The organism is Mycobacterium sp. 1245805.9, assembly GCF_001672915.1.
GTDB lineage: Bacteria > Actinomycetota > Actinomycetes > Mycobacteriales > Mycobacteriaceae > Mycobacterium.
This window is the reverse complement of record NZ_LZKR01000034.1, coordinates 37,243-56,980: the sequence shown is the minus strand read 5'-3', so window position 1 is coordinate 56,980 and position 19,738 is coordinate 37,243. Positions and strand designations below refer to the sequence as shown.

2 protein-coding genes and 1 pseudogene are annotated in these 19,738 nt (G+C 65.9%); 1 reads left to right on the top strand and 2 read right to left on the bottom strand.

Annotation, left to right across the window (positions count from 1 at the left end):
• Positions 1-184: 184 nt before the first annotated feature.
• A pseudogene (locus tag A9X00_RS31160) lies at positions 185-16,167 on the top strand (BTAD domain-containing putative transcriptional regulator).
• On the opposite strand, the gene A9X00_RS05565 reads toward A9X00_RS31160, so the two are convergent.
• Together A9X00_RS05565 and A9X00_RS05560 are read right to left on the bottom strand one after the other, a co-directional pair.
• On the bottom strand, positions 16,151-19,087 hold the full coding sequence (locus A9X00_RS05565; protein WP_067150212.1) for a DUF4349 domain-containing protein: 2,937 nt from the start codon (positions 19,085-19,087) through the stop codon (positions 16,151-16,153). The pseudogene A9X00_RS31160 and the gene A9X00_RS05565 overlap by 17 nt on opposite strands.
• On the bottom strand, positions 19,084-19,713 hold the full coding sequence (locus A9X00_RS05560) for a MerR family transcriptional regulator (protein ID WP_067150209.1): 630 nt from the start codon (positions 19,711-19,713) through the stop codon (positions 19,084-19,086). Before A9X00_RS05560 ends, A9X00_RS05565 begins: the two co-directional genes overlap by 4 nt.
• Positions 19,714-19,738: the final 25 nt, after the last annotated feature.

The following is a 19,738-nucleotide window of genomic DNA, read 5'->3' as shown; positions in this document are numbered from 1 at the left end:
CCGCAGAAGATCCAGGTGAGCCAGCCTTTACCCGATCTTGACCGCTTGTTGAATCGTCTTACCGACGATTGCGGACGTGACTACTCTTCTAGAGGTGGAACTGGGGGTTTTGGGACCTCTCCAGGTCCGGCGTGCTGGCACGCCGGTCACGATTCCGGGCGCCAAACCCCGCGCGATCCTCACCATGCTCGGCCTGCACGTCGGTTCGGTCGTGTCGGCCGACACGCTCGTCGAGCTGCTCTGGGGCGAGGATCCCCCGCGCACGGCCGCCAAGGCCCTGCAGACCCATATCTCCTCGCTGCGCCGCACCCTGGGCGACGGCTTCGTGTTGACCGAAGGCGCGGGGTGGACCCTGGCCGACAGCGAGGTCGACGCCTCGCGCTACAAGTCGGCGGCGCGACGGGGACGCGACGCCGCCGGCGCCGTCGACACCGGCCAAGCGGTAGCCCGCTTCGAGGAGGCGCTCGAGCTCTGGCGCGGCATCCCCGAACTGCCCGACGGCCGCCGGGGAACGTCGGAAAAGACGCGGTGGATCGAGGGCCACGCCGCGCTGGTGGAGGATCGGGCCGATGCGCTGCTCGCGACGGGCCGCGCCGCCGAGATCATCGGCGAGCTCGAGGCGGCGGTCGCCTACGCGCCGCTGCGCGAAAGGCGCTGGGCCCAGCTGATGCTCGCCCTCTACCGCGCCGGCAGGCAGGGCGAGGCCCTGGGCGCCTACCAGCGGGCGCGGACCCTGCTGGCAGATGAACTGGGCGTCGACCCCGGACCGGAGCTGCGTCGGCTGGAGGCCGCGATCGTCGCGCAGGACACCGCACTGGAAATGCCTGGTGCACAGGATGTTTCGGGAGTAACCCGCGCGGTGACCTTCCTGCTGACCGACATCGAGGGGTCAACCGCCGCCTGGGAGGCGGACGCCACGGCCATGGGGGTGGCGCTGGCGCGACACGACGAGCTGGTCGAACAGGTCGTCACGTCGCGCGGAGGACGGCTGATCAAGACCCGCGGCGAGGGCGATGCCACGTTCTCGGTCTTCGAGCGGCCGCCGCCGCTCTGGAGCTGCAAGACGCGATCATGCACGAGCCGTGGGCGTTACGGGAACCCATGCGCGTCCGCGTGGCATTGCACACCGGGGAGGCCGAGCTGCGCGACGGCGATTACTTCGGAAGGGCGGTGAACCGCGCCGCGCGGCTGCGGTCGTTGGCGGCGGGCGGCCAGATCCTGTGCTCGGGGGCGACCGCCGAGCTCGTGATCGACTCCCTGCCCGACGATGTCGTGCTCGCCGACCTCGGCACGCGACAGCTGCGCAACCTCGCACGCCCCGAGCACGTCTTCGAGCTGCGGCTGGAAACCGCGGAAGACCGTCGTGAGGAAGCCTCCGGTGAGGTGCCTCTAGAACGGCCGGGACTACCCGCGGTGCTTGCCGGCCCGGGGCCGTTCGTCGGTCGCGGGCAGGAACTCGAGCGGCTATTTTCCGCGTGGCAGACGGCGCTCGCCGGCGGCACGAACGCCGTGCTGATCGCCGGCGAACCGGGTGTCGGCAAGACGCGCCTGGCCGGCGAGTGGTCCCGACAGGCCTACGACCAAGGCGCCCTTGTCATTTACGGCCGCTGCGACGAGGACCTCGGTGCGCCGTACCAGCCGTTCGCGGAAGCCCTTCGTTCGCTGGTGCCGTGCCTTGGTAGCGGTCGGCTTCGCGAACTCCGGGGCGTGGAAGCGCTACTCCCCCTGGTTCCCGCGCTGACCGATGTCCTGCCCGATCTGGCCGCGCCGACGCGCGCCGACCCCGACACCGAACGCTATGCACTCTTCGACGCCGTCGTTGCGCTGCTTGGAGTTGCGTCAGCGAGCGCGCCCGTCGTCCTGATCCTCGACGATCTGCATTGGGCGGCCAAACCCACGCTGCTCCTGTTGCGGCATCTGCTGCGTTTCGGCGAGCGGGCCCGCGTGCAGATCATTGGCACCTATCGCAGCACCGACCTCGACCGCTCGCACCCCCTTTCGGCCATGCTCGCCGACCTTCACCGTGACGGCACCGCGAACCGCCTGCAGCTCGGCGGCCTCGACGAGGAGGACGTGAGCGCCTACGTCGCCGAGGCCGGCTACAACGACGAGGAACTGGCCCGGGCATTGGCCTCCGTCACCGGCGGCAACCCGTTCTTCCTCATCGAGGCCCTGCGCCACGTCGAGGAGAGCGGCGGCCGGTGGGACCAGAGCACCCTGCCGCAGGGGGTCCGGGAGGCGGTGAGCCGGCGCCTTTCTCGCCTGACACCGGAGACCAACAAGGCCCTTGCCGCGGCGGCGGTCGTCGGTAGTCGGTTCGCCTTGGAGCTGGTCGAGCGCGTGGTCGGAGACGACCTGGTCGACCCGTTCGACGAGGCCTGCAAGGCCGGCATTGTCATCGAAGAGCCCGGCGGTCACTACCGGTTCAACCACGCCCTCGTCCGGCAGTCGCTGCTCGCCGAGCTGCCCTCGGTACGACGAATGCGGCTGCACCAGCGCATCGCCACGACGCTGGAGAACGAGCCCGGCGCCGACGACGAGCTGCTCGCCGAGCTGGCTCACCACTACTTCGAATGTGCTTGGGCGGGAAACGCGGTCAAGGCCGTCGAGTACTGCCGGCGTGCGGCGGACCAGGCGATGGCCCGCCTCGCCTACGAGGGCGCGGCCGACCTTTACGATCGGGCGCTGCACGCGCTCGAGGAAATCGACGACGAGCTGCCCGACCGCGACGATCAGACCGCCGAGCTGCTGATCGCGCGCTGCGAGGCGCTGCTGGCCGCAGGTGACGTAGCTTCCGCGGCGGTAGCTGTCTCTCAATTACAAAGCGCCACCGTCGATTCGGCTCGCCTATCGGCCTGGGCGACGTGCTTCGACGGCCAGCTGTCGATGCTGACCGATCCCGAGCGATTGGACGAGATCGAGACCGCGGTCGGTACGGCCGCCGCCACGCTGGCCGAGTTAGGCGACGCCGCCGGAGAAGCCACGGCGCACACCGTTCGTGCTGGCTGCCTGGCACGGCTGGGGAGGATCGGCGACTGCGAAGTCGCGCTGGACGACGCCCTGACCGCGGCGCGGCGCGCGCGCGAACACCGCCGGGTGAATGCGGTTTTGGCGAACGCCCCACTCGCGGCGCTGTGGGGTCCCAACCCGGTCCCGCGCGCGGGCGGGCGGTGCCTGGACGTGGTTCGGCTGCTGCGGATCACGACCGACTCGCCCGCGGTCGAGGCGACGTCGACACGGTGCCAGGCCGTGTTGGAGGCCTTCCGCGGCCGCGCCGCGGCGGCGCGGCGGATGATCGACTCCGCCCGGCGCACCGTCACCGAGCTCGGGCTGCGGCACGCTCGTCTCGAGGTCGAACAGTTCGCCGGCATCGTCGAGCTAGTCGTCGACGATCCTGGCGCGGCCGAGCCGCATCTGCGCAAGGCCTACAACGGCTTTCGCCGCATGGGTCTCGACGCCGATACGGCAGAGACCGCTGCGCTGCTGGGTCGCGTGTGTCTGACGCTTGGCCAAGACGCCGAGGCCGACGAATTGTGTACGGAGAGCGAGCGTCTCGCCGGTCACGCCCTGAAGCCGTCGATCGCCTGGCGGACGCTTCGGGCACAGCTGCTGTCGCGCGGCGGTGATCACGAGGAGGCCCGGCGGGTCGCCGGCGAGGCTGTCAGCGTGGCCGAACGCACCGACGCGTTGGTCGATCACGGGGACGCATGTCTGGCGCTGGCAACCGTGTTGGCCGCCGCCGGCGACGTCGCCGGGGCGCGAGCCGCCGCCGAGCGAGCGGTCGGCCTGTGGGAGCGGAAAGGCGCTGCGGCACTTGCGGAGAAGGCGCGACAAGTCCTCGGTGCGGAGCCACCCCCCGCCCCGGCTCTGCCTGAGGCGCCCCCTGTCGAGCTCGATAACGCATGCGTCCGGGTGGTCGACCGCCTGCTAGCCGCTATTCATAGCGGGGCCAGGGACGTGGCCCAGGAACTGTATGCGCGCGAAGGCGTCATCGAGAGTCGCCGGAAAATCATCGGCTTCACGCCGATCCCGTCGGCTGACTGGGCGCATCGGATCCGGCGCGTTGCCGAGGTGGACACATTACGGTTCAGCCAAATCTATATCGCGGTGCGAGGCGAGCGCCTGGCACTGGCTCGAACAGCGGTCGGCACGGCCGACGACGTAAGTCCTGGGGCGCCGCGGGACGAATTTCTCTCGGTCATGGGCATCGACGCGACTGGTCGAATCGCGCTGCAAGTGTGGTTCGACGTCGATGATCTCGACGATGCGATCGCCGAACTCGACGCCGCGCATGCGCGATTCGAGGAGGAGCAGCCGACGGCGCGGCGGTTGGAAAATGCGGCGACCAGAATTTACGGGCGCATCCTGCCGGTGACCGAGGCTCCACCCGAACCCCCGAGCGTCGAACCAGACAACGCGGCCGTGCGAGTGGGCGAACGCGTGATGGCCGCAGTTCACCGCGGGGCCTGGGAAGAGTTCGAGCAGCTTTTCGCACCGGGGATCTTGATCGAAAATCGCCGGAAGGTCGTCGGTCTTACGCTGCCATCCGAGGTGTGGCGACGTGGGATCAGGCGCGAACTCGAGATGGGCGCCCGAACCAGCCACGTCATGGTCGCCGCGCGAGGCGAGCGCCTGGCTCTCGCGCGAATGGTAATCCGCACCGAAGACGTGTACCCCGGGGCTCCGTACGACGAATTGCTTCACCTGTATGCCATTGACGATGACGGTCGAGTCGCGCTGCAGATGTTCTTCGACGTCGAAGACATGGACGCCGCGCTCGCCGAACTCGACGCAACGCATGCGCGTTTCGAGGCGAAGGCAAACCGCGCGGCGCGACGGCTGGAAAACACGGCGGCACGCGTGTTCGAGCGGGTCTGGTCCCACTTCGCGGACCGCGATTGGGACGCCGTCGCCGAAACAGTCGCCGACGATTACTCCGGTATCGATCGTCGACGTGTCGTGAATGCCGGGACCCAGCATGGGCGAGATTCCGTGATCAACGATCTCCAGGCGGCCGCCGGCGTCGGATTTTCGATATCGATGGTGAGCGCCATCGCGATTCGCGGCGAGCGCCTCGTCCTCGCGCGTGTTCGCGCCGCCGGCCGCGACCCCGAGGCGATTTCAAATGATGCCCTGAACGTCGTCGAGATCGACGCGGCCCAGCGGATCGCGACGACCGTCACGTTCGACGTAGAAGATCTGGATGCCGCCATCGCGGAGCTCGATGCGCGTTACCTTGCCGGGGAAGCGGCCGCACACGCGCACACGTGGTCTGTAGTCGCGGGGACCTACGCCTCGATCAGCCGGCATGAATTCCCCGCGATGACACCCGACTGCGTGACTATTGACCATCGCCCGGCGCCAGCGTTCGCGCCCGGCGCGCTGCCCGCATACATCCGTGCGGGGTGGGATCTCGACCAAAGCATCCGAACCTACGTCGAGGTCGTGCACCGGCTGACTGACCTCGGAGCGGTCTGCAGCTATGCAGCGCATGGCGTTTCGCACGAGGGCTTCGACGCTGAGTGGCGGGAGATCGCCGTTACGACGGTCGAAGGCGAGATGATTAGCCGTTGCGAGCTATTCGACGAGGCCGACCTCGACGCTGCGTTCGCACGGTTCGAACAGCTCGGCCGTCCCGCGCCGCATTTGGAAAATGCGGCAAGCCGCGCGGTCGATCGCTACGTGACGCTCTTCGCAGCCCGCGACTGGGATGCGCTCGCGGAAGTATTGACCGACGACATGCTGACCGACGACCGCCGGCGGGTCGCAAATGCAGGGACACGGCACGGTCGGGAGGACGAAATCGCAAACTTGCGGGCGGTTGCTGACGTCGTAACCACGGACCTCAACTCCGTCGTCGTCGCCGTCCGTGGGGAGCGCCTCGTCCTTACGCGGATGTGGGGGTGCGACCGTCGGTCCGGGGAGTTCCTAATCGAGTTGCTGGCAGTCGCCGAAATCAACTCTCACGATCAGATCGCGGCGATCGTCCTGTTCGATCTCGGCGATTTCGCGGGTGCCATCGCCGAGCTCGATGCCCGATACCTCGTCGGCGAAGCGGCAGCCCACCGAAACGTCTTGCAGCCCATAACGGACGCGATAGAAGAGCTCAATCGTCACGAGCCGGGGCCGATGCTCGGGCGACTCGCGATTGCCGATTATCGACGCGTCCCGTTCGGGTCGGGGGAACCCTACGGGAGAGCGATCGAGGAGCTGTGGACGCTGGTGCCTGACGCCCGCTATTGGACGAAGGCGGTACATGCGCTCGACGCCCACGGGCTCGTCTCCACGCTCGTCATCGAAGGCACCGACGCGCACGAGAACGAATTGCAGTGGGATCGCACTTTTTTGTTCCTTTCCGACGCATTGAGGGTGGAGGTTTACGAAGAGGACGACGTCGACGCAGCGCTCACTCGCTTCGAGGAACTACGCCCGAGGGAGCGGCGACTGGAAAACGCGGCAAGCCAAGCGTTCGAGCGCTACTTGGTGTGCTTCGCAGCCCGCGACTGGGAGGCGCTCGCGAAGGTACTGGCCAACGACATCGTTACGGACGATCGCCGGCGGGTCGTAAACGCAGGGGTCCGACGCGGTCTCGACGCCGAGATCGCGAACCTGCGGGCGGCCGCCGGCGCCGGATTCACGAACATGACGTCCGTCGTCATCGCGGCGCGAGGGGAGCGCCTCATCCTCGCGCGTGGCTCGGGCCGCGATCGCGGGTCCGCGGAGTTCCTGAACGATGTGCTAGGCGTCGTCGAAATCAACTCCGACGACCAGATCGCCGCGATCGTCGTCTTCGACGTCGATGACTTCGACTCCGCCATCGCCGAGCTCGATGCGCGGTACCTCGCTGGCGAAGCCGCCCCTCACGCGCACACGTGGTCGGTGATCGCGGAGGGGTATGCCGCATTCAATCGACGCGAGCTCGCCCCGACGACGCCGGATTGGGTGTGCGTTGACCACCGCCGCGGAGCGGCCTTCGCCGCCGGCGACTTCATCGCGTACATCCAAGCCGCATGGGATGACTCGCCTGACACCAAGATCCACATCGCTGCGGTGCATCGACTCAGCAACATCGGAGCGGTCGTCACCCATGTGGCGCATGGGATCTCACAAGGCGGGTTCGACGCCGAGTGGCGGGACGTTTTCCTTCTCACGGTCGAAGGCGACTTGATCAACCGCGAGGAGCTGTTCAGCGAGGCAGACGTCGATGACGCGCTCACGAGGTTCGACCAGCTCAACAGGTCAGCCCCGCGCCTGGAAAACGCGGCAAGCCAAGCGGTCGACCGCTACTGGACCCACTTCGCAGCCCGCGCCTGGGATGCGCTCGCCGAGGTATTGGCCGACAACATTTTTGTCGACGATCGTCGGGGGGTCGTAAATGCGGGTGTCCGGCACGGTCGGGATGCCGAGATCGCAAATCTACGCGCGGTCGCCGACGCCGGTTTTGCGCACATGACGTCGGTCATGATGGCGGCCCGTGGTGAGCGCCTCATCCTCGTGCGCACCTCAGGCCACGAAGGCGGGTCCGAGGAGTTTCTCTCGGAGGGGCTGGGCGTCGTCGAAATCAACTCTCACAACCAGATCGCGGCGATCGTCGTGTTCGACCTCGATGACACCGACGCAGCCTTCGCCGAACTCGACGCCCGCTACCTCACCGGCGAAGCGGCCGCCCACGCTCGCAGCTGGTCGGTGATCGCGGGTGTTTTCGTGGCGCACAACCGTCGCGAACTCCCTACGACGACGCCGGATGCGGTGAGTATTGACCACCGCCGCGGGGCAGCGTTTGCGCCTGGCGAAGGTTTCGAATACATACGTGCGGGATGGGATCTCGACCAAAACCTCAACATCTACATCGAGACAGCACATCGGTTAAACGACCTGGGCGCGGTTTTCACGTGGACGAGACATGGAACTTCGCGCGAGGGCTTCGATGCCGAGTGGCGGGGCGTTACGCTGATGACGGTCGACGGCGAAATGGTCTCCCGCATGGAGGTATTCGACGAGACGGACCTGGATTCCGCCCTCGCGAGATTCGATCAGCTCGGCCGGCCGGCACCGCAGCTGGAAAACGCGGCAAGCCAAGCGTACGAACGCTTCCGGACGTACTTCGCGGCACGCGACTGGGCCGCCATGGCGGAGCTACTGACCGCGGATACGTCCGTCGAGGACCATCGACGGGTCGTCAACGCCGAAGTCCGGCGCGGTCGGGATGTCGAAATCGCGAACATGCGGGCCTTCGCCGACATCGGGGTGAAGACAAGTACGGCGACGATCATCGCCACTCGAGGTGAACGGCTTGTCCTGTCCCGGACGTGTATCTCGAGCGAAGCCCACCAAAGCGGAGGATTCCGCATCGAGATGCTCATTATCGTCGAAACGTCCACCGACAACCGGATCCTGGCACGCGTCGCATACGACCCAGAAGACATCGAAGCCGCCTTCGCGGAGCTCGATGCTCGGTATCTCGCTGGGGAGGCGGCGGCCCATGCACGCACGTGGTCTGTCCTCATGGAGGCCTACGCCGCACTCAATAGGCATGAAATGCCTTCGACCACACCAGATTGGGTGAACGTTGACCACCGCCGAGGAGCATCGTTTGCGTCCGGTGACATGCCTGCGTTGCTCGATGCCGCGTGGAACGTCGCGACTGACCTCAGCAACTCCGTCGAGGCCGTGCATCGCCTGAACGATCTCGGAGCTGTCGTCACCAACGCGTCGCGTGAGACGTCGCACGAGGGCTTCGACGCCGAGTGGCGGGTGATCACCGTTGTGACGGTGGAAGACGACATGCTCAACCGCTGCGAGGTATTCGACGAGACAGACCTTGAGGCCGCGATTGCGCGGTTCGACGAACTCACCCGGCCGACACCACGGCTGGAGAACACCGCAACGCGGGTGTGGGAACGCCTCTACTCGTACATTGCGGCCTGCGACTGGGACGCCGTGGCTCAAATATCGGCCGAGAATGTCTTCGTCGACGATCGTCGGCGAGTGGTGAACGCCGGCATCCTGCGTGGCCGAGATGCCAACATCAAAGATGCGCAGGCGACCGTTGATGTCGGCTTCACAATGACGATGCTGGACGTCCTGGCAATCCGCGGCGGGCGCCTCGCCTTGACGCGCGTTCGCGTTTCGGGCCGCGAACCCGAGGCGATTCAAAACGATGCCCTCAGCATCGTCGAGATCGACGCCGACGAGCGAATCATGGGGGTTGTCGTGTTCGATCTCGACGACTTCGACGATGCCATCGCAGACCTCGATGCCCGCTACGTCGCCGGCGAGGCGGCCGCCCACGCGCGCACATGGTCGGTCATCACGCGGGCCTATTCCGGGTCCAACCGGAACGAATTCGTCGGCATGACAACGGATTCGGTTTTCGTCGACCGTCGGCCCGTCGTAACGGCCGGGGCGGAGGGTCTTGCCAAATACCTTCGTGCGGCATGGGACCTCATACCAGGTCTGAGGATTCACATCGAGGCGGTGCAACGACTGAGCGAATCCGGAGGCGTCATCACCCACGCTGCACGTGGAACCTCGCAAGAGGGCTTTGACGCCGAGTGGCGGACGATCAACGTTTTCACAGTCGAAGGTGACCTGCTACACCGCGTCGAGGCATTCGACGAGGCAGACCTTGAGGCCGCGCTCGCGAGATTCGAACAGCTCAGCCGACCCGCACCGCGGCTGGAAAACGTTGCGACGCAGGTGTACGAGCGTGTGAATGCATATCTCGCGGCCCGCGATTGGCCCGCGATGGCCGCGACGATGGCCCAGGACGTCATCGACGATGATCGCCGCCGCATGGCGAACTCGGGCGTCCGAAGCGGTCGTGACGCTGTGATCGCAGGTGCGCAGACAGCGGCCGCCCTAGGGGCATACCACACGGCGTTGACCACTCTCGCGACCCGCGGGGACCGCCTCGCTTTGTGCCGCCTCCATTACTCAGGTCGGGATCAAAGCCCCGAAGCGTTCTACAGCGAGGCGCTCGGCGTCATCGAGATCGATGCCGGTGCCCGCGTGGTAGCCCACGTCATGTTCGACTTCGAGGACCTTGACGCCGCCTTCGAGGAACTCGAGGCGCGCTATCTCGCCGGCGAAGGCGCCGCTCATGCGCACACGTGGTCGGTGATCGCAGAGGTGTACGCCGCGCTCAATCGAAATGAAATGCCCGCGGTTGCACCCGACTTGGTAGACATTGACCATCGTCCGCTTGCAACGATCGGGCCTGGTGACTTCATGGCATACCTTCGTGCTTCGTTGGAAGATACGGAAGATACGCCTCGAAACCACATTTACATTGAGGCCGTTCATCGGCTGACCGACCTCGGCGCGGTCACCACCCATGTCGCGAAGTCGACGTCACGAGAAGGGTTCGCGGCCGAGTGGCGGATAACCAGCTTCTTCATCGTCGACGGGGGCATGATCAACCGCTACGAAATTTACGACGAGGCCGACATTGATGCCGCGATCGCGAGTTTCGAACAGCTGAGCCGACAGGCACGACGGCTCGAAAACGCGGCAACCCGAGTGAACGAGCGCATTTGGGCATGCTTCGACGCGCGCGACTGGGACACGATGAGCGCGCTCTTCGCCGACGACATGAGCCATGACGATCGCCGTCGGATGGTGGGCGCTGGGGTCCTGCATGGGCGGGATGCGCAGATGGAAGACATGCGGTCGGTCGCCGATATCGGAGTCAGCCCGACGGTTGACGTCATCGCAACCCGCGGCAAACACCTCGCCCTGACTCGTGCCCGCTTCTCCGGCCTCGACCAGGAGCCGCATGCGTTCCTCGTCGAGGCGCTCATCATCGTCGAGATCGACGGCGACGGAAGGATGGCCGGGGTCGTCGCGTTTGACCCCGACGACATCGACTCCGCCATCACCGAACTCGACGCGCGCTACATTGCCGGCGAAGCCGCCGCCCACGCGCACACGTGGTCAGTCATCACAGAAGCGTGCGCCGCGCTCAACCAACGGCAGCTACTCCCAACGACACCGGATTGGGTCAACATCGACCACAGGCAGGGCATCGCATTTGCGCCCGGTGACCTGACGCCGTACATCCGATCCGCATGGAACATGTTGTCCGATGGCGGCGTCTACATCGAAACCGCCCATCGGCTAGATGATCTCGGAGCGGTGGTCACTTGGACCGGACACGCGATCTCGCACGAGGGCTCCCCTGTCGAGTTCCGTGGAATCAACGTGCTGACCGTCAGCGACAACCTGATCAGCCGCTGTGAAATTTTCGATGAGACTGATCTCGACACTGCGCTCGCCCGCTTTGAAGAACTCAGTCGACCGGCACCGCGGCTGGACAACGCGGCTAGCAAACTGTCCGCACGCTTAGGGATATCTTTCGCGTCCCGCGACTGGGTCGCAATTACGACATTGCTCGCCGACGACATTTGTACCGACGATCGCCGTCCCGTTGTGGGCGTTGGAATCCGGCGCGGCCGGGATGCAGAGATCGCAAGCCTGAAGGCCACAGCCGAGGTCGGGACGAAGAACGTAGCCTGGACCCCGCTAGCGACCCGAGGAGAAAACCTCGTCCTCGGTCGTGTCTGCTTCTCGGGTCGTGATCAAGCGTCTGCGACGTTCATCGTAGAAGTGCTCGGCATCATCGAAGCCAATGACAACACGATCGCGGCTGTCGTCATCTTTGACCTAGACGACGTCGACGCCGCCTTCGCCGAACTGGATGCCCGGTACCTCGCCGGCGAAGCGGCCGACCACGCGCAAACGTGGTCGCCTATCACCGGGGCCTGTGCCGCGTTCAACCGGCACGAACTTCCCGCGACGACGCCAGATTCCATTTATATCGATCACCGACCGGTCGTAACGGTCGCGGCGGTTGATCTGGACGAATTTACCCGTGCGACGTGGGATCTCGCTCCGAGCGTGCGTATCTATATCGAGGCCGTGCACAGCCTGAGCGACCTGGGAGCCGTCGTCACCCTAACCGCGCGCGGAAGTTCGGAGAACGGCTTCGACGCCGAGTGGCGGATGGTTGACATCTTCACCGTCGACGGTGACCTGATCAGTCGGAACGAGCTATTCGACGAGGCAGACCTAGAAGCCGCGCTCGCGACATTCGACCAACTCGAAGGACCGGTATCGCGACTCGAGAACGATGCGACCCGAGCCCGCATGCGCACAGCCGACGCAATCAATCTCCGTGACGTGGAAGCGGTTCTGGCCCGAAACGCCGCCGACGCGCGGTACGACGATCGACGAAAGGGCCTACGCGACGAACGCGCGGTGGGCCCTGAAGTTGTTCGCGCGATTTTCGAGGCCCCCGAAGCATGGCGGTTAGAGGTAGCACCCATTGCCATCAGGGGATCCCGCCTCGCCCTGACCCATGACAAGTATCGCGACACCGACGATGTCAATCGGCCCATCACTGCCGAGCACTTGATGCTCACGGAAGTCAACGCCGGTGGCCTCCTACTCAATTCAGTGCTTTTCGACCCCGACGACATCGAAGCCGCCTTCCAGGAGCTCGACGCGCGGTACCTCGCCGGCGAGGCAGCCGCCCACGCGCGCACGTGGTCGGTGATTGCAGGGGGCCATGCCGGGTTCAATCGGCAAGAACCTGCCGCGACGACGCCTAATGTGGTTTACATCGACCATCGACCAGTCGTATCGCTCGAAGGGGTTGAACTACGCGCCGCCCAGCGCGCCGTGTGGGATCTCACGCCGGACGCCACGGGCTACGTCGAGGCGGTGCATCGGCTGAGCGAACTGGGAACCGTCATCACACAGGCGGTGACGGGTACCTCGCAAGAGGGCTTTGCCGCCGAGTGGCGGATGATTGCCGTCTGCATGGTCGAAGGTGACCTGCTTTGCCGCTACGAAGTCTTCGACGAGGCTGACCTCGACGCTGCGCTCGCCCGCTTCGAGGAACTTCATCCGCCGACGCGGCGACCGGAAAACGCCGCCAGCCGTGTCAGTGAACGCTTTTGGACGCATTTTGCGGCTCGGGATTGGGACGCCATGGCCGAGCTGACAGCCGACGACATTTGCAGTGACGATCGCCGTCGTGTTGTGAACGGCGGCGTACGGAACGGTCGGGAAGCCCACATCGCAGACATGCGCGTCATAGCCGAAATTGTCGATCCGAAGAACCTGACTCCTACCGTCGTTGCGACGCGCGGAGCCCGGCTCGCGCTTTCTCATATTCGTTCCTCGAACCGCGCCGCGAGCCCAGATGAGATCAGCGCCGAGGTACTGTCGGTCGTCGAAATCGACGCCGACGGCCGGATCGTGGCGAACATCGGCTTTGACATCGAAGACATCGACGCCGCCTTGGCAGAGCTCGACGCTCGTTACCTGGCCGGCGAAGCGGCCGCCCACGCGCACACGTGGTCTGTCATCGTAAGTGGTTACGCCGCGTTCAATCGGCATGACCTGCCACCGACGACGTCGGACTTGGCCAGCATTGACCACCGGCGCACGATAGCCTTCCCGCCGGGCGGAATAATCCCGTACATCCAAGCCACGTGGGACGTCGCGCAGGATGTCAAGAGTTTCACCGACGCGATCCATCGGCTGAATGATCGCGGAGCGGTCTTCGCTCATGCGGTACACGGGACGTCGCAAGAGGGGTTCGGCGCGGAGTGGCGGGAGATCGTCCTCGTGATCATCGAGCGCGATCAGATCAGCCGCATCGAAGTTTTCGACGAGGAAGACCTCGACGCCGCGCTCGCACGGTTTGACGAATTGCACCCGACCACATGGCGATTGGAAAACGCAGCAAGCCGAATGGCAGAGCAATTCTTATTGCATTTTGCGGACCGTGACTGGGACGCAATGACTCAACTGCTCGACGAGGACATGTCCTCAGACGATCGCCGCCGGGTCGTAAACGCCGGCATACGACGGGGTCGCGATGCGGAGATAGCGAACTGGCAAGCCGTCGCCGATATCTGGATGACTAACGCGAGGTCGACCTTGGTTGCGATCCGCGGGGAGCGCCTCGCGCTCTTTCGCATCACGTTCGCAAGCCAAGACCAGCCGCTTGAGGCGTTCCAAGCCGGGGCACTTGCTCTCGTCGAGATCAACGACGACAACCGCGGCGCGGCGAACGTCGTGTTCGACCTCGAAGACATCGACGCCGCCTTGGAAGAACTCGACGCCCGCTACCTCGCCGGCGAAGCGGCCACCCACGCGGAAGTGTGGTCGGTAATTGCGGGAAGCTATTCCGCGTCCAATCGGCACGAACTTCCCGGCATGAAACCGGATTCGGTGTACGTCGACAATCGAGCGGTGCTAACGACCGAGTCAGAGGATCTGGCCGGATACCTTCGTAGCGTTCGGGACCTCACGCCGGACATCAGCGTCTACATCGAGACGGTGCATCGGCTGAGTGACCAAGGGGCGGTCATCACACAGGTTGCGCATGGAACCTCGCACGAGGGATTTGACGCCGAATGGCGGGCAATCGTCATTGGCATAGTCGACGGCGACCTTTACAGCCGTGTCGAGGTCTTCGACGAGGCGGACGTCGACGCCGCGCTCGCCCGTTTTGAGGAATTGCAACCGCAGGCGCAACGACTGGCAAACGCCGCAAGCAGAGTCCACCGGCGCCTCAAGACCTGCGTTGCGGCCCATGATTGGAACGCCGTAGGCGAGATCCTGGCCGAAGACATTGCAATCGACGATCGCCGTCGGGTCGTGAACTCCGGGATTCAACACGGACGAGACGCCGCCATCACGGACATGCGGAGCGCCGTTGACCTGGGGCTCACGGACATTTCATTGACTGTCATAGCGACCCGGGGTGCTCGCCTCGAGCTCTGTCGGACGTGTATCCGCTACCAAGATCAACCTGAGGCATTCCGCATGGAGTTTCTTAGCGTCGTCGAGATCAACGCTGAAGAGCGGATCGTGGCGCGCGTTGCGTTCGACCTCGACGAAATCGATGCCGCCTTCGAGGAACTCGATGCCCGCTATCTCGCCGGCGAAGCGGCCGCCCACTCTCACGTGTGGTCGGTTGTTGCACGGGAATGCGCCACGTTCAACCGGCACGAACTTCCAGCAGCGGACTGGGTCACCGTCGACCACAGGCGGCTCGCCGTGATCGACGCGACCCAAGGGCAAGCTGCGATGCGCGCCATCTGGGAAGTTACGCCGGATCTCAGGATGCGCATCGAGGCGGTGCATCGGCTCAGCAGTTTCGGCGTGGTCGCCCTCTATGCTGCGTCTGGCACTTCACCAGATGGTGTGCATGCCGAGTGGCCAATGATCCTTGTATTAACTGTCGAAGGCGACCGGATCTGCCGATGCGAAGTTTTCGACGAGGCAGACCTCGACGCTGCGCTCACTAGGTTCGAGGAACTTCAACCGCAACCGCAACAACTGAAAAATGCGGCAGGTCGAGTAGTCGAGCGATTCCAGGCATGCTTCTCGACCCGCGACTGGGCGGCCATGGCGCAACTACTGGCCGACAACATCGTCGCGGACGATCGCCGTCGTGTCGTCAACGCAGGGGTTCGATGTGGCCGAGATGTTTACGTCGCGGATGTGCGAGCTGCCGTCGACGTCGGTGCAGAGACCATTTCTTCGCGCATCATTGCGACCCGCAGTGAGCGCCTTGCCCTAGCTCATGTCCGCGCATTCAACCGCGGCTTTCCGGAGGACGAGGTCGGCGCCGAGTGGCTCGTCGTCGTCGAGATCGACGCCGGCCAGCTGATCGTGGCGATGGTCATATTCGACATGGACGATATCGACGCGGCCTTCGAGGAGCTCGATGCGAGATACCGTGCGGGCGAGGCGGCCGCCCACGCGCACACGTGGTCACTCGTCACACGCGCGTACGCAGCGCTCAACAGACGCCAGCTCCCCGAGGCGGCCGCCGACTGGGTGAATATCGATCACCGCCGACTCGCACCAATCCCGGCCGGTGGTCTGAGCGCATATCTTCTTGCAACATGGGATCTCTCGCCCCGTTCCGGCATCCGGATTGAGGCTGTGCATCGGTTGAGCAAGGTAGGAGCCGTCGTGACCCAGGTTGTGAAAGGGACCTCACACCAAGGCTTTGAGGCCGAGTGGCGCACCATCGACCTTTCCACCTACGACGGCGACAAAATCAAACGGACGGAGCTGTTCGACGAGGATGACCTCGACGCCGCGCTCGCGAGGTTCGACGAACTCAATCGGCCTGGCTAGCTACGCCAGACGATCTCCGGAAAGACTTGCGGCGCACCACCAACACGAGAACCACCGCCGCCACGACCAGCACCGGTATCCATGGGATGAGGAATCCGACCGCCATCACAACGCCGTGGACGGCGGAGAGCAGCGACTGCCACCCGTGTTGAAGCGCGTTCAGGAAACCAGGCTGAGGAACCGCCGCCGGTTTGGTCGAGAGGCTGACGTTGATCGTCGCGTAGGAAATCTGGTCGCCAAGCGTGGCGCGCTGCGCGCGCAGCGAGTCCAACTCGGCCTGCCTTTGGGTCAGCGACGACTCCGCCGCGAGCAGGTCGGCGACGTTGCCGGCCCGACCCATCAGCTGCAGCAGTCGGTTGACCGAGGTCTGCAACGCCTCGATGCGGGCATCGAGGTCGACGCGCTGCGACGTCACGTCGTTGTGCCCGATCGACATCGACTCGACGGTACCCAGTTTCTTGGCATCCGCCAGGACCCCGTCGAGTTTGTCGGCGGGAATGCGCAGCACGAGATCAACCGTCGGCGAGGATGATCCGGTTCGTTCCGAACGCGAATCGACGCGTCCGCCGGCATCGTTGACCGCGGTGACGAGCCGATCGGCCACTTGGGCGGGCTCGGTGACGACCATCTGCATCGATCCCGTAGTGATGACGTCACGTTTGGAGGTGGCGTCAGCGGGGGCCTGTGGTGGTGGCGGCGCTTCCGGCAGCGAGACGGTGTTCTCGGGAACGCCGGCCCTCGTCCCGGAAATCTGGCCCGCGGCGCCCCTATCCTCTGATGCTGGAATCTTGCCGCTCACAATGCCGTCAGCCGTCGGGCTGGGGTGACCGTCCCGACTCGCCGACCAGGTCCAGCCACCGCCGATGAGCAGCGCGCCGACGACCGTCGCCGCAATCACGTTGCGCAGCTTGACCGTTCGTGGCTGTGGTTTCCCCGACTGCGCCTTTGGGGACGGTGTGGGTTGGCTCAGCGTCACGGCTGCCCCGGCCAACTGCGGCGGGGGCGCGGCCGCCGCAAACACGGCATGGTCTGGCGCCCGGACCTGCTCCCAGCCGGCCGGCGCCTCGACGGGCTGCATCACGCGGTGCGGCACTAGACCGTCGGCAACGACGCGGCTGTCCACCGCAACGAACGCGGTAAACCTGCACAACACACCAAACCGTAATGACGTAGCGACAATTCGCTTCTCCAGCTCCGGCGTGGCGGCCGCGGCGTAGCGGTCCTCGAGGTCGCGCAAGTGCGCCCGGGCCCACTGCGCGGTCACGGCCGGGGCGTCGAGGCGCCGTCCGGCAACGGTGGCCGACCAGTCGCCGCCCTCGGCCGTCGTGCCGCGGAGGGTCAGAGAACCGGACGCGCTCCCCCGATACCGCCCGCTCACAACCAGCGGCACCCCGGGGAACAGGTCGGGCAACCGGGCCGGGCTCGTGGTGTCCTCGACGATCGCCAGCCCCGCGGGGCACAGCGACAATGAGTGGGCGAGCGGCGCAGAAACGCGGCGGTGGATGGTATCAATCGCCTCGTCAAGGCGATCCTCACTTTCCACCAGCTCGCATCGCCCGCCACCGACACTGGCCAGGCGCCAAAGGAATCCGGCGTTGACGGCCTGGTCGACGCCGACCGCGTGCACGCGCACCCGCTGCAAGTCGCCGGACAACTCGTGCAAGAGTTGGTCCTCGTTGCCGACCTGACCGTCGGTGACGAGGACGACGACGGCGTCGCGGGCCTCGCCGTTGCGCGATCCGCCCAGCAACGCGAGGGCCTGCCGCAACGGCGCGACCATCTCGGTGCCACCGCGCGCGTCGACGCGGGCGAGGTGCTCGACGGCACGGTAGCGGTTCCGGTCGCTGGCCTCGACCAGCCCATCGGGCAGCCCCGCGGGGCGGTCGATCCGATCGTCAAATGTCAATACCGCGAACCGATCCCCACCGGTGAGCGTGTCGACGATGCGCGCCGCGGCGCGGCGCGCGGCCACCATCTTCCAACCGGCCATGCTGCCGGAGCGGTCCAACACCAGCACCAGGTCCCGCGGACGCGGCGGCGCGCTGGACACCGGCGGCAGCACAGTGAGCTGATAGGTCCCCTCGTCGCCCTCCGAATCCGGCACCAGCACAAGCGAATCGGTGATGTCTTTGGCGCCGTAGCGCAGCCGCAGCACGAAATCCCGGTTGGCGCGCTCGCCGGGGCGTACCCGTATCCGGCCGTCATCGGTGGACACCGCGTGCAGGCTCGACCGCACCTCCGACAGCAACAGACCGGCGGGGTCGATGCCGACCTCGATCGACAGCGGAACCGGATGAGGAAAACGGGGCAGCAGCACCGGCGGGCTTATCCGCGACGCGTCGGGCACCGCGTCGGTGTCGTCGGCGTGCCCGTCGCCAACCGCGATGTCCGCGAGCGCGCGGCCCGGGATGTACCGCGGCGCAACTACAAGCGGAAAGCGGAACGTCGCCTCGCCGTCCGCATAGGCCAAGGGGATGACGAGCGTCAGGGCGACGCTGACCCGTTCGCCGGGCAGGATGTTGCCGACCCGCACGGTGAAAACGTCCGGCCGGTCCTCCTCAGCGATGGACGCGCGCCGGCCCGACGCGATGGCGTCGTCGTAGGCCCGGCGGGCGGCCTCCCGCTCCCTCAACTCGGCGTCCACGACCCGCCCGTCGGCCGTCATCCGCATCCGCGTGACCGCACCCCGATCCGGCAGCGGGAACACGTAGCTGGCTTCCAGGGGCACGTCGAAGGAATTGACGAAGTCCTGCGTCAGCTCCACCCGGCTGGTGAGCCCGGTGATCTCGGCGCGCACGTCGATGCGTTCCAGCGGTAGGTTGCCGCGCTCGGTGCTCAGAGCACCCAGCCCGGCCTCGTCGTCCGGGACGGCCACCCGATCGATCTCGGCGTCGGTCATCGACGTGATGCGGACGGTCATGAGGTGCTCCGTTCATCAGGGGTCAGCAGGCCACGCTCGGCCAGCAGTTCGAGAAGCGGCCGGGCGGCCGCACGGATCGCGTCGATGTCATCGGCGTCGGGTCGGCCGTCGCCTCCAGATCCGACGGGCAGCAACAACAGCGCCCCGCCGGGCAGGCTCACGGCCGCCAACTTTGTGACACTGTCAGCGCCGTCCCCATTGGCCACCGGTTCGGCGGCGGCGGGTGGATCGGCCCAAAAGCGTTGGCGGCGCGTCGGACTAGGCGCCGGCTCCTCAGATTCTGTGGGCTCCGCCGCGATCAGTTCGTCGGGCACGGAGGCAACCTTGCGCAGCGTCTCGTCCGTCGCTCCAGCCAGCTCGGCCTGGATGTCGGCGAGCGAGCGGCCCTCAGCCTGGCGCCGTTTGACCGCGACGATCTGCAGCAGGTGCCGCGGGCTGTAGAGCGCCGTGCGCCCCTGCATGGTCGGCCGGTCGACAAGCCCGGTCGTCGTGTACCACCGGACGGCGCGCCGATCGGGCAGGCCCCGGACGCGTCCGTTGGGCGCACCCGGATACGCCGGATCGGCCAGCCCGACGGCCACCCGTCGCACCAGCTCGTCCAGCGTCCAGGACGCCACGTCGGCCATGCGTCGATACTGACACTGTCATGAT

Coding starts and splice junctions, on each gene's coding strand:
- A9X00_RS05565 (WP_067150212.1), bottom strand. CDS start 19,087: ATGACCGTCCGCATCACGTCGATGACCGACGCCGAGATCGATCGGGTG.
- A9X00_RS05560 (WP_067150209.1), bottom strand. CDS start 19,713: ATGGCCGACGTGGCGTCCTGGACGCTGGACGAGCTGGTGCGACGGGTG.